Consider the following 11,855-nt stretch of genomic DNA (forward strand, 5'->3'; position numbering starts at 1 on the left):
TTAAAGCTCCTTTACAATATTTGCAGCATCGCTTGCTATTACCCACTCTTCGTTTATAGGTATGACGATAACTTTAATTTTTGTTTTTTTAGCGCTAATAATCCCTTGTTGTCCAAATCGCGCATTAAGGTTAGCTTGCTCATCACAATCAATGTTTAAAAAGGCAAGTTGAGAGATTACTTTTTTACGAATAAGATCTGAATTTTCGCCAATACCACCAGTAAAAATTACAGCGTCTAGGCGCTGTAATGGCACCATGTAGGCTGCAATTTGTTTGGCTAGCCGGTAGCAAAACATATCAATTGCTAGAGTTGCTCTTTGATTCCCAGAAAGCGAAGCTTCTTCAATTGTACGGCAATCGTTAGAAAGCCCACTTATGCCCAGTAAACCGCTTTCTTGATTTAGTAAATCGTCAATTTGCTGCGCGCTATAGTTTAGTTGTGTATTTAAAAAGTTAAATAAACCGGGATCGATATCACCACTACGCATACCCATAATTAAGCCTGCAAGGGGAGTTAAGCCCATACTTGTATCAACACTTTTACCATTTTTTATTGCACATACAGAGCAGCCATTACCTAAATGAGCACTAATAAAATTACTTTCTTCAAGGGATTGATTTAATAGCTGAGCGGCTTGATCTGCAACATAGCAGTGGCTTGTACCATGAAAACCATAACGCCTTACGCCAAACTCGGTATATAACTTATAAGGAAGAGCATAAAGATAAGCGACTTCATCCATAGTTTGATGAAACGCGGTGTCAAATACCGCGACTTGGGGTAATCCTTTAAAAGTTTCTTTTGCAGATGAAATGCCTAATAAGTTAGCATGCCCGTGGAGTGGAGCAAGTGTTGCAGCTTGTGTAATTCCCGAAATAACATCTTCGTCTATAAGTATTGATTGTATAAAATGTTCACCACCGTGAACAACACGGTGACCTACCGCTATTAAGTGCTCATCTAATTTATGTGATTTAATTAATGCCACTAGGGTATTGATTGCTTCAGCATGAGCTTCGTTAGCTTTCAAATTAATAGCGGTCTTAGCCCCATTATATTTATATTTTATTGAAGGTGCTTCGCTTCCCAAGCGTTCAGCCAAACCAGAGATGACCTCGTAACCATTATTTGGATCTATAATGGCAAACTTTAAGCTAGAGCTACCACAATTTAAAACTAAAACGTGTTGTGATTCAGGAGGGGTTGTTGGCATAGATTCAATTCCCATAAACAAATTTAGTAAGTAAACGTTAATACGTAATCGTTACACTTACGGTATTAAATAAAGCAAAAACAATTGAGTGATCAAATGCAGAACAGTTAACGTAATGTTAAATACTTTACCTTAATTAGAGGGTTTTAGTTAGAACTGTATGCTATTTAATGGTAAATTTAAGCTCTTTAGCGCGGACAGTGTAACTCCTTCATTTTGTGTTACACTTTGCGTATAGCTCGTTTTTCCATTGTATTTAAAAGCAGTATCTGTGAGGAGTCATGATGCAAAAAAGTGTGATGTCACAACTACAAACAGGCCGTTTGTATGGTAAAAAATGGCCAATGCGCAAAGAGCTTGCGCCCTTATTTTTAGAGTTTAGAGTAATTAGAGCGACTGAGCTTGCCATTACAGTAATGCCAATCTTAGCCATGCTAACATTGTTTTTTCAGCTAAATTACTTGGGTTCTGATTTTTTACCGCAAGCCATTGCAAGTGCATTATTTTTTATATCGCTACCATTACAAGGTTTATTTTGGTTGGGTAAGCGAGCGCAAACGCCTTTAGAGCCTGCGATGCAAAAATGGTATAACGAGCTGTACACTAAAATGGCAGCTAATGGATATCAAACGCAGTTAAGTGAAAACAAGCCCCGTTATATGGAGCTTGCCAATTTACTTAAAGATATGTTTGATAAAATGGACAGGGCGTTTACTAAAGAGCAGTTTTAGAGAGTTACATCATTATCTATTTTGGTAAACTGAGTAATATAAAACGATAAGGTGACAGTGTGTTCACCTTTTTCTTCGAGTGCTTTCCAGTTCTCGGGTCTAAACTTCCATGCAAATGGCGTCATCATTATTAAGTTTTTAATATCAGTAAAGCTAAGCGCTATATGCTCTGTTAAAAGGATCTGCTCTGATTTTTGAAACCCTTTTGGAGTGGCTATTTCAGTATGTTCGTTTACTTCTGAATATATATACGATTTTAGTTCTTTTAAATGACAAGGTCCTGGGCTTGCAACTACTAATGTTGCGTTTTGATTTGCTAGGCGTTCAAGCTCTTGCTCAAACAAAGGTGCAAATACACTTATAAGTACATCAGCAAATTGGCTTTTAAAGGGCGCTTGGCTGATTGATGCCACACTAAATTGGCAATTAGGGTAGCGCTTAGCTGCATATCTAACCGCTGATTTTGAAATGTCGACACCGTATACAACAGCATTTGTTTTATTCGCGATTGCTTGGGTATAAAACCCTTCACCGCATCCTAAATCAATAATAGTATTCGCACTTATATTACTGATTATATCACTAAGGCTTTGCTGTAAAAAACGATAATACCCACGCTCTAAAAATGCACGTCTGGCTTGTACCATTTCAAGTGAATCACCCGGTTGTTTTGAATTTTTCTGTTGCACAGGCAGTAAATTAACATAGCCTTCTTTAGCAAAATCAAAGCTGTGGTTGTTAGCACAACGAAGTGTTGAATCAGTTTTCAAAAGTGCTAGGTTACACAGCGGGCATTGATATTCAAGACTCATGAGCCTAGGTAGTCCTTATCGTAAAAAGTTTTTACCCAATGTGGGCGATAGGTGATCATAATTGTTATAGCCATGCCATTGAGCATAGCTTCAGGAAACCAAATAATAGCACTTAAATAAACGTAGTTATCTGCAAGTTCTTGCCAATTGTATTGCCCTATAGCTAAGTAAAATAAAGCACCTAGGCTTATTTTTATACAGGCTATAAATCCTGCGGTTATAAACGCGCAAACAAATATATAAACAAAAAAATGACGAGGTAAATATTGGTAACTAATTATAAAGCCAAGATAGCTCAATATTATAGGAACAAACGCACCAATAAGCAGTTGTACTGGTAACAGTTCAAGCTCAATTTGACCAAAGGCAGCCAGTAGGGCTGTGGCAAGTAAGCTACTTAAAATAGTCAATCGCCAGCCTAAAATTAATGTAGCTGCCGTAACACCTAGTATGTGTAAATCAAGGCCAGTTAAAATGCCAGCCTTTATTCGCCAAAGTACTGCAAACACTAACGCACACGCAAGCACACCAGTTTGACGGACTGGCGTATTAAGCAATGTTTTATATGTTTCTCTATCAAAGCTTAAAATAGCAATGATAATTACAAGAGCCCAAAGTAGCCCCTGCATTGTTAGGCTGAGCATAATAATTACTTAAATGTTGACCATATAGGGGCATGATCTGACGGTTTTTCAATACCGCGAAGTTCGTAATCAATACCTGTATCTATGCAGCGTGCTGCAAGCTCATTGGTTGCAAGCACTACATCTATACGAAGTCCTCGATTATCTACAAACCCTTTAGAGCGATAGTCAAACCACGAGTATTGATCGTCTGTTTCGGGGTTTTGCTCTCTAAAGGTGTCTTTAAAACCCCAATTAAGTAATGTTGCAAGCCATTCACGTTCTACCGGTTGGAAAGAACATTTACCCGTTTTTAACCAACGTTTAGCATTTACGTCGCCAATACCAATATCTAAATCGGTAGGTGATATGTTGATATCACCCATAACGATGACGTCTTGATCGGGTGTGTGATTGGTTTCAAGGTGTGTCATTAAATCTTTATAAAATTGACGTTTATAAGGGAATTTAGTTTCGTGATTAATATTATCACCTTGTGGGAAATAGCCATTCATAACAGTAAGGTCGCGACCGTTTTCTTGTTCAACAGTGACGCTTATCATGCGTTTTTGCGATTCATCTGTATCGGTGGCAAAACCTTTTAAGACCGACTTAGGCTCTTTTTTGCATAACATAGCTACGCCATAATGCGCTTTTTGACCATGAAAGTAGACGTGATATCCCATTTTTTGTACATCTTCTAATGGGAATGCTTCGTCGTGAACTTTAATCTCTTGCAAGCCAATAACGTCTGGTTGATGCTTGTCGATAATTGCTTGTAATTGGTGAAGACGAGCACGCAGACCATTGATATTGAAAGAAATCACTTTCATAAAATTTACCTTAAAATTGGTTCTATTTAATAGATTAAATTGTATCAGTAAATACGCGTACATAACATGACTGAATTGAGATAATAGCTGCACAAATGTTGATCAATTGGTGGGTAAAGTTTAAACATTGTGAATACAATATTAATTATTTAAATAAATAAAAAATTCAATTGAACTTAACTTTATTGAATATATAATGCGCGAAATTCACTTGTTTAGCTCGTTCAAATAGGATCTCTCATGAAAACTCAACTACTTTTAGCCACTGCTTTACTAGCATCTGCAACTGCGTCAGCTCAAAGCAATACTTACTTTAGCCAAGATAACAAAATTGAGTCTAAGTTATGTGTACTAAGTGCAAACGAAGGCTTTAGCGTTGCTCGTAAAGAAGCTGCCCAGCACGGTGTTTACCTATCTCGTTTTTCTAAAAGCATTTTATGTAATGGTGAAGATATTCGTGATATTGCTAAAAAAACGACATTACGCAACGCATCAGTTGAGAAAGTAGAAGTATTTGCAAAAGACGCTCAGCAAGAAACTCAATTATGTATGACGGCTTTAAAACAAGGTTTAGCACCTGTTCGTCAAAAAATTGGTAACCTAAACTCATTAAAATGTAATGGTCAAAACGTTACTGAGTTTGTTAAACGCTACCAAAACGCAGCAATCTAATTATTAGTTTAACTATATAAGTAAAATTGAAATACCTGGTTTTTACCAGGTATTTTTTTGCAAAAATTACAAGGGTGTTTGCAAAGCTTGCAGGCTTAACTTATTGAAAGTGTTTAATAAACATACTATAAAATCGTTAAGCTGTTGATTTATTTGGTTTAACTATTGTTGGCATCCGAATTGTATTAACTAGGGTGACATTTAATTAATTACGAAGGATACGTCTTATGAAAAAGTTAACATTAGCAGCCACTATTCTAGCATCATTAAGCCTAGCGGCTTGTTCATCTAATCAAGGTCTTGAAAGAATAGACAGTGACTTTGCAAGTTTAGATAATGATAGCGATGGCTACATCTCAAAAGTTGAAGCTGATGACGATAGCATTTGGGGCCATTTTTCAAATATTGATACCAATATGGATAACGAAATTAGCCGCAAAGAATTTAACACTTATATGAAGCTTAATAATGGCAAAGTAGCCACTGATTCTGAAGTAAGTGAGTCGGCATTTAAAGCTGAAATTACTAAATTCGATAAAATTGAAAGCAGCTTTGCAAGTCTAGATAACGACAGCAATGGCTATATCTCGGTAGTTGAAGGTAACGATGATGATATTTCAAATCATTTTGGTTACATGGATAAAAACCAAGATAAGCGCATCAGTAAAAGCGAGTTTATGGGTTACATTAAAAAATACGGTAACGCAGTAGCTGAAGATGATGCATTAGAAGCTTTTAAAAGTAACTAATAGTTACCATTTTAGTAAGTAAGATTAAAGCCAGTGCTAGTCACTGGCTTTTTTGTGTTTTAAATTTAGTTATTTGATAGATATATTTTCCTAGTTTGGTGTTGTTCTGTCATAATAGATGGCTGTGTATTTTTATTTGTTAAGAGTGTGTATGGCGGGTCGGCGAATTAGTGATGAACAACTAGTTGAGATCATTGAAGCAGCTATTTTTGTTGCAGATAAGCCTGTTAGTAAACGCCACCTCAAAGACATCGTATTAATAGATTTAGCTATTTCTATGGTGCGAATAAATGAAGCAATAGATACAATACAAGAGCATTTTCAAACTCGTGGTATTCGCTTAGTTGAAGTTGGTAGTGGGTATCGGTTTCAGGCATGCAGTAGTTTAAGCCCTTGGTTAAATAACTTGTGGCAAGAACGCGCACCAAAATACTCGCGTGCTTTACTGGAAACATTATCACTTATTGCATACAGGCAGCCCATTACACGCGGCGAAATTGAGCAAGTAAGAGGTGTTACTACGGGTTCGAATATTATTAAAACCTTACTCGAAAGAGAGTGGGTTAAAGTGGTAGGGCATAAAGAGGTTCCGGGAAAGCCGGCTTTATATGCAACTACTAAGCAATTTTTAGATTATTTTTCGTTAACTGGGCTTGAAAATTTACCTGCGTTGCCAACAGAGCAGCAAAGTAAAATTAACCAGTTATTGAGCGATCCTTCTGTGAGAGAACCATCCGAATGAGTATTATACAAGGTGAAAAGTTACAAAAAGTCTTAGCCCGTGCAGGCGTAGGCTCACGCCGTGAAATGGAAAAATACATTGACGCAAACCGCGTTAGTGTAAACGGTAAAGTGGCAAAGTTAGGTGACCGTGTTGAAGAAACCGATTTGATTCGTGTTGACGGACACAGTGTAAAAATCGAAGAAAAAGCAGACCGAATCTGTCGTGTGATTATGTATAACAAACCAGAAGGTGAATTAAGTACACGTAAAGATCCTGAAGGGCGTCGTACTGTATTTGACCGACTTCCGCGTATTGATGGCGATCGCTGGATTGCGGTCGGTCGACTAGACGTTAATACATCGGGTTTAATGCTTTTTACAAACGATGGTGAACTGGCAAACCGTTTAATGCACCCAAGCTATGAAGTAGAGCGTGAATACTCTGCACGTGTATTTGGTGAAGTAACCAACGAGACGGTTAAAAACTTACTACGTGGTGTTGAACTTGAAGATGGTCCAGCCAAATTCACGACTGTAACCCCTATGGGTGGCGAAGGTGTTAACCGTTGGTTTAACGTAACGTTAAATGAAGGGCGTAACCGTGAAGTTCGTCGTTTATGGCAGTCCCAAGATGCGGAAGTATCTCGTCTTATTCGTATTCGTTACGGTAAACTAGAGCTTGATAAGCGCGTGCCACAAGGTGGTTGGATGGAGTATGATTTAGAAACAGTAAACTACTTGCGTAAAACCGTTAAATTAGGCCGCGAAACACAAACTAAGCTTTCTGTTATGCCTGAAAAACGCAAAGATAAACGCGCTAAAATCAACCAAATTCGTAAAGCAGTTAAAAAACACAATCAGCGTGTTAAGCCGACTAAACGTAAATAATCAATTAGTTATTTATTGAACACAAAAAAGCCGCTAATTGCGGCTTTTTTAATGTGCTGTTTAAATTATTTAAACTCTAAATTACTTTTTTACTTGAGCATCTAACGATTCGCCATTAACTTCACTAGAATCGTCACTCATTAGATATAAATATGTAGGCATTAAATCCTCTGGTGTAGCAAGCGCGTCTCTATCTTCACCTGGATATGCAGCAGCTCGCATTGAAGTGCGAGTAGCGCCTGGGTTAATACAGTTTACACGAATATTCGTTTTACCTACTTCACATGCCCATGTTTGCATCATACCTTCCACTGCAAATTTTGAGATGGCATAAGGCCCCCAAAATTCACGACCTTTGCGGCCTACACCTGATGACGTAAATACTATCGATGCATTATTAGACTTACGAAGAACAGGAAAAAGTGCTTTAGTGATCATTGCTTGTGCAGTCACGTTTACTTTCATTATGTTTTCGAACGTAGATGAGCAAAAATGTTCAAGCGGACCGAGTGACCCTAAAATACCTGCATTATTAAGCAACCCATCAAGGCGTCCAAACTGATATTCGATTGTTGCAGCAAGGTCACGGTAGTTTTGCTTCGTTGCGCCTTTTAAATCCATAGGGACTATTGCAGGTTTAGGGTAGCCAGCATTAACAATTTCATCGTAAACACATTCAAGTTTATTAGTTGTTTTTCCTAATAAGATAACTGTAGCGCCGTATTTTGCATACGTAATTGCTGCAACTCGGCCAATACCATCACCGGCGCCTGTTATTAAAATAACTTTATCTTTAAGTGCGTTTTCAGCTGCTTGATATGTGTGCATAAAAGTACCAATTCATATAATTTTTTTGATTTTAACATAGCGAAACGTGAAGTAATCGAATTTATTGTAAAATTAGGTGGCGAAAATAGAAACTTTACGTTAAGTTTAACTGGTCTAATGTCTCATTAATAACCTGATTACATTGTTTTAACTTAATATACTGATTAAACACACTATAAAAATAAAATACGTGCGGAGCCAACAATATGAAAAAAATGCTACTTTCACTCTCAGTTACAGCTGCTTTAGCAGGTTGTGGCGGTGGAGAAACGTTAACAGATGTCAAAAATGACACAGCACCAGTTGTCCCAACAGCAACAGTTACATTTGATCCTGCAGCAGGTATCTTATCGGTACCTAACGATTTACTACTCAGTGGTACTTTAGACGGGACTCTAAATCTGCCAGATGAAACAGATGATAATAATATTTTTGTTTCTCGCGCGGCTTATGCAAACCCTCAACTTGCACTAGGTGCGCTTGACGGTTGGTCTTCGCAGGTTCCTTATAAAATTGATTTAACATTTCCACCAAATGTTAGTTTAGATGAAGCGTCTGCGGGGACCCCTGGTACAGTAAGGATTTTTGAAGTTGTAATGGGTGCGAGTTTAACCGACGCAGAATGTTCTGTAGTCGCTGCTGGAACAGCTTGTAAACTGGTTGGCGAGCTTACTTTTGGCGTTGACTTTGTAACTCAGGCCTCAGGTGATGCCGTTGCCATTATTCCTTTAAAACCATTTACAGCCGGTAGCTCATACATCAATGTATTAACTACAGGGCTTAAAGATTCTTTAGGTCGTTCTATTGAGCCTTCATCTACTTATGCCTCCGTGAGTGAAGAAGCGCCATTAATTACAGATGCTCAACTTGGTTTGCAAGGAGCTGTAAATAGCTACGAAAATGTAGTGGTTAGTTCAGGTGACATTTCAAAAGACGATATTATTTTTTCTAGCGCAATGACTATTCAGTCTGCAGGGCCAGTGCTTGGTACCATTAAACAATTATTAGCTGGTAGTTTGAGAAATCCTGCAACCATACCAAAAATAACTATCACAGAGTCTGAAGAAACGGTTAAAGATTTTTTAGATTTTCCAGATATAGCTACTTTTGCACCATTTGATGCTGTTGAATACATTAAAGGTGAAATTACTTTACCAATGTATCTAGGCACACCAACAGGTACAGATATAAGTGCTTTGAATGACACATACTGGAAAGCAATGTGTTCAAGCCCTGTTGCAGTATTAAATCAGTTAGCCGCGGATCAAAAGTTACGAGATGAGGGTAAAGAAGAAGATATTGATGCAACTATGTTTGACGAAGGGCCTTATGAAGACGTTTGTCAGCAAATAAATACCCGTCTACATGACTATCCAAAAATAGATATTACTCGGCATTTAACTAAATATAACCCAGTTCCACTAGCTCAAAGCAATGAGACTATACCTGTACAAATCACAAAGCCAATTTTAGCTGATATAAATATTTATCGTTCAGTTTATGGTTTACCTGAGCTTGAAAGTATCCCAGAAGGTGGTTGGCCTGTTGTTATTATGCAACACGGCATTACAACACAAAAAGAAAGTATGCTCGCTTTAACGGCGCAGCTTTCAATTCAGGGCTTTGCTACAGTTGCAATAGACCATCCTCGCCATGGTGAGCGTGGAATAGATGCTGATGATGATGGAACAGACGATTTTAATGCTACAACGGGCTCTGTGCTTAGTTACATGAACTTAAGTTCATTACTTGTTGCACGTGATAGCTTACGTCAATCGGCTGCTGATTTATTAGGCCTTCGTTTAGGCTTAAACTTTATTAACGATACAACTATTAATAGTAAAGACGTTACCTACATTGGGCATTCGTTAGGTTCTATTGTTGCTCCAGCATTTATTGCTCAAGCTAATACGCCAATGGCAGAAACGCTTGATCCGCTATTTAATGTAAACACGGTAGCTCTTGCAAGTGGTGGTGGCGGTATAGCAAGCTTCTTACTTGAATCTGCTGCGTTTGGTCCATTTATTCAAGGTTCAGTACTTTCACAAGCGGGTACGACAGAAGCTGATGAATTTACTGCATACTTACAAGGAGATGCAGTTTCTAACTGTGGCTCATTAATACCAGACATGGAAGCTTACTTGACATGTGGTTACAACGAATATATTGCATCACTTACCACTGCGGGTGAAACGACTAAACTTACTAACATTCAAGGTGTATTTACACAGTTTGCTTTTGCGGCGCAAACAGCTCTAGATAGTGGCGACCCAACGAACTACGCAGCCACTGTGAAAGCATTAGGTACTCCTGTTTATACTAATGTTGTTGTGGGTGATGGTGTTGATAACAAGCCTGACCAAGTGATACCACCAATGGCAGCTAACAATCCTATTTCTGGCACAATTCCATTAGCTAACTTGATGGGTCTTGAAACAGTAAGCTCTTCGCAAGCCTTGAGTGAAGCACCGGCAAGCTATTTAGTTAAATTCACTAAAGGGCATCATGGTTCTATATTAACACCAGCTCAAGATGCTGCACAGGCTGCAACTGTTGAAGGCAGTGCTGCCGCTAATGCAGAAATGCAGTTGCAAGTAGCTGTTTATTTAGCTTCTCGTGGACGGATGTTATTAGTTTTCAACCCTGAGGTTGTGACTGATTAATAACCAGTAAAATAATTAACCTTTAAAAGCCACTGAAAAGTGGCTTTTTTTTGCTTTAAAGCATGCTAAATTAGCTGAAATTTATAAATGGAGAAACCAGTTGGAATTTTTATACGAATACGGTTTGTTTTTTGCTAAAACAGTTACTTTTGTTATCGCTATAGCAGTTATTTTAATGCTAATAGTTGGCGCTGCAGTTAAGCCAAAGGCCAAAAAAGGTGAAATACAAATTGACGATATATCAGAGCAGCTAGTTGAACTTAAAGAAAGCTTCTTACAAAATACGCTGGGTAAAAAAGAGCTTAAAGCGCATCAAAAACAACTTAAATCAAAGAGTAAAAAAGCAGATAAAGATGAGCCTAAACCTCGTTTATATGTAATTGACTTTGTGGGTAGTATGGACGCTCACGAAGTAGAAAGCTTACGAGAAGAAATAACGGCTATTATCTCTATTGCCGATCCAAGTAAAGACAAAGTACTTATTCGTTTAGAAAGTGGTGGCGGTGTTGTACATGGCTACGGACTTGCTGCATCTCAGTTACAGCGTATTAAAAGTGCGGGTATTCCTCTGAGTGTTGCAATTGATAAAGTGGCAGCAAGTGGTGGTTACATGATGGCGTGTGTCGCGGACGAGATACTTGCAGCGCCTTTTGCAATAGTTGGATCTATTGGTGTGATAGCTCAAATACCTAACTTTAATAAAATATTAAAGAAAAATGATGTTGAATTTGAGCAAATAACAGCAGGTGAATTTAAACGCACACTTACTTTATTTGGTGAAAACACAGATAAGGCCCGTGAAAAATTTCGTGAAGAAATTGAACAAACACATGATTTATTTAAAACGTTTGTAAGCACTCAACGCCCAAGGTTAGATATAAACTTAGTTGCGACAGGTGAGCATTGGTTTGCAACTCAAGCGATTGATAAAGGCTTGGTAGATGTTATAAAAACAAGTGATGATGCATTGCTAGAGCAGCAACATGAGCGCCAAATTTATAAGATTAAATACAAAGTTAAAAAAGGGTTGAGCGATAAGCTAGCTCTTGGCTTGAGTAGTGGTGTAAATAAAGTGGGAATAAACTTACTTTCTAAGTTTAAGTCGTTAAATCCTTAGA

At 38.0% G+C, this 11,855-nt stretch carries 12 protein-coding genes; 7 read left to right on the forward strand and 5 right to left on the reverse strand.

Annotated elements, in window-relative coordinates:
• Nucleotides 1-1,215, reverse strand: a complete 1,215-nt coding sequence (locus GQR54_RS00730; RefSeq protein ID WP_166376239.1) for an acetate kinase — start codon at nucleotides 1,213-1,215, stop codon at nucleotides 1-3.
• A 284-nt stretch (nucleotides 1,216-1,499) separates the two neighbouring features.
• Here GQR54_RS00730 and yfbV point away from each other — a divergent pair, with 284 nt between their 5' ends.
• Nucleotides 1,500-1,946: a terminus macrodomain insulation protein YfbV gene (gene yfbV, locus GQR54_RS00735; protein WP_007582569.1), complete on the forward strand. Its 447-nt coding sequence runs from the start codon at nucleotides 1,500-1,502 to the stop codon at nucleotides 1,944-1,946.
• Here yfbV and GQR54_RS00740 read toward each other — a convergent pair.
• The 3 genes from GQR54_RS00740 to xthA are packed head-to-tail and all read right to left on the reverse strand — an operon-like array spanning nucleotide 1,943 to nucleotide 4,214.
• Complete coding sequence (locus tag GQR54_RS00740) at nucleotides 1,943-2,758, reverse strand: putative RNA methyltransferase (RefSeq protein WP_166376240.1); 816 nt, start codon at nucleotides 2,756-2,758, stop codon at nucleotides 1,943-1,945. The genes yfbV and GQR54_RS00740 overlap by 4 nt on opposite strands.
• The gene (locus tag GQR54_RS00745; RefSeq protein ID WP_166376241.1) at nucleotides 2,755-3,402 is read right to left on the reverse strand and encodes an energy-coupling factor ABC transporter permease; all 648 of its coding nucleotides are present in this window, start codon (nucleotides 3,400-3,402) and stop codon (nucleotides 2,755-2,757) included. The genes GQR54_RS00740 and GQR54_RS00745 overlap by 4 nt, the downstream gene beginning before the upstream one ends.
• A gap of 5 nt (nucleotides 3,403-3,407) precedes the next feature.
• Nucleotides 3,408-4,214: an exodeoxyribonuclease III gene (gene xthA / locus GQR54_RS00750; RefSeq protein ID WP_010554249.1), complete on the reverse strand. Its 807-nt coding sequence runs from the start codon at nucleotides 4,212-4,214 to the stop codon at nucleotides 3,408-3,410.
• 240 nt (nucleotides 4,215-4,454) lie between these two features.
• Between xthA and GQR54_RS00755 the strand changes: the two genes are divergently transcribed.
• The 4 genes from GQR54_RS00755 (at nucleotide 4,455) to rluB (ending at nucleotide 7,246) form a co-directional block, all read left to right on the forward strand.
• Nucleotides 4,455-4,886: an exonuclease III gene (locus GQR54_RS00755; protein ID WP_166376242.1), complete on the forward strand. Its 432-nt coding sequence runs from the start codon at nucleotides 4,455-4,457 to the stop codon at nucleotides 4,884-4,886.
• A 227-nt stretch (nucleotides 4,887-5,113) separates the two neighbouring features.
• Complete coding sequence (locus tag GQR54_RS00760; protein ID WP_166376243.1) at nucleotides 5,114-5,635, forward strand: EF-hand domain-containing protein; 522 nt, start codon at nucleotides 5,114-5,116, stop codon at nucleotides 5,633-5,635.
• Between the two features lie 151 nt (nucleotides 5,636-5,786).
• Complete coding sequence (gene scpB / locus GQR54_RS00765) at nucleotides 5,787-6,377, forward strand: SMC-Scp complex subunit ScpB (RefSeq protein WP_166376244.1); 591 nt, start codon at nucleotides 5,787-5,789, stop codon at nucleotides 6,375-6,377.
• Nucleotides 6,374-7,246 (forward strand): 23S rRNA pseudouridine(2605) synthase RluB, encoded by an 873-nt coding sequence (gene rluB / locus GQR54_RS00770; RefSeq protein WP_007582584.1) that lies wholly within the window; start codon nucleotides 6,374-6,376, stop codon nucleotides 7,244-7,246. Before scpB ends, rluB begins: the two co-directional genes overlap by 4 nt.
• An 81-nt stretch (nucleotides 7,247-7,327) precedes the next feature.
• Here rluB and GQR54_RS00775 read toward each other — a convergent pair whose 3' ends face one another.
• Nucleotides 7,328-8,074 carry a YciK family oxidoreductase gene (locus GQR54_RS00775; RefSeq protein WP_166376245.1) on the reverse strand — a complete coding sequence of 249 codons (747 nt, stop codon included), beginning with the start codon at nucleotides 8,072-8,074 and terminating at the stop codon, nucleotides 7,328-7,330.
• Nucleotides 8,075-8,280: 206 nt separating this feature from the next.
• Between GQR54_RS00775 and GQR54_RS00780 the strand changes: the two genes are divergently transcribed.
• Together GQR54_RS00780 and sohB are read left to right on the forward strand one after the other, a co-directional pair.
• Nucleotides 8,281-10,737, forward strand: a complete 2,457-nt coding sequence (locus GQR54_RS00780; protein WP_166376246.1) for a VolA/Pla-1 family phospholipase — start codon at nucleotides 8,281-8,283, stop codon at nucleotides 10,735-10,737.
• A gap of 100 nt (nucleotides 10,738-10,837) precedes the next feature.
• Complete coding sequence (gene sohB / locus GQR54_RS00785; protein ID WP_166376247.1) at nucleotides 10,838-11,854, forward strand: protease SohB; 1,017 nt, start codon at nucleotides 10,838-10,840, stop codon at nucleotides 11,852-11,854.
• Nucleotide 11,855 lies beyond the last annotated feature (1 nt).

Source organism: Pseudoalteromonas sp. Z9A4 (assembly GCF_011378845.1).
GTDB classification, from domain to species: Bacteria; Pseudomonadota; Gammaproteobacteria; order Enterobacterales; family Alteromonadaceae; genus Pseudoalteromonas; species Pseudoalteromonas arctica.

Coding starts and splice junctions, on each gene's coding strand:
- GQR54_RS00730 (WP_166376239.1), bottom strand. CDS start 1,215: ATGCCAACAACCCCTCCTGAATCACAACACGTTTTAGTTTTAAATTGT.
- yfbV (WP_007582569.1), top strand. CDS start 1,500: ATGCAAAAAAGTGTGATGTCACAACTACAAACAGGCCGTTTGTATGGT.
- GQR54_RS00740 (WP_166376240.1), bottom strand. CDS start 2,758: ATGAGTCTTGAATATCAATGCCCGCTGTGTAACCTAGCACTTTTGAAA.
- GQR54_RS00745 (WP_166376241.1), bottom strand. CDS start 3,402: ATGCTCAGCCTAACAATGCAGGGGCTACTTTGGGCTCTTGTAATTATC.
- xthA (WP_010554249.1), bottom strand. CDS start 4,214: ATGAAAGTGATTTCTTTCAATATCAATGGTCTGCGTGCTCGTCTTCAC.
- GQR54_RS00755 (WP_166376242.1), top strand. CDS start 4,455: ATGAAAACTCAACTACTTTTAGCCACTGCTTTACTAGCATCTGCAACT.
- GQR54_RS00760 (WP_166376243.1), top strand. CDS start 5,114: ATGAAAAAGTTAACATTAGCAGCCACTATTCTAGCATCATTAAGCCTA.
- scpB (WP_166376244.1), top strand. CDS start 5,787: ATGGCGGGTCGGCGAATTAGTGATGAACAACTAGTTGAGATCATTGAA.
- rluB (WP_007582584.1), top strand. CDS start 6,374: ATGAGTATTATACAAGGTGAAAAGTTACAAAAAGTCTTAGCCCGTGCA.
- GQR54_RS00775 (WP_166376245.1), bottom strand. CDS start 8,074: ATGCACACATATCAAGCAGCTGAAAACGCACTTAAAGATAAAGTTATT.
- GQR54_RS00780 (WP_166376246.1), top strand. CDS start 8,281: ATGAAAAAAATGCTACTTTCACTCTCAGTTACAGCTGCTTTAGCAGGT.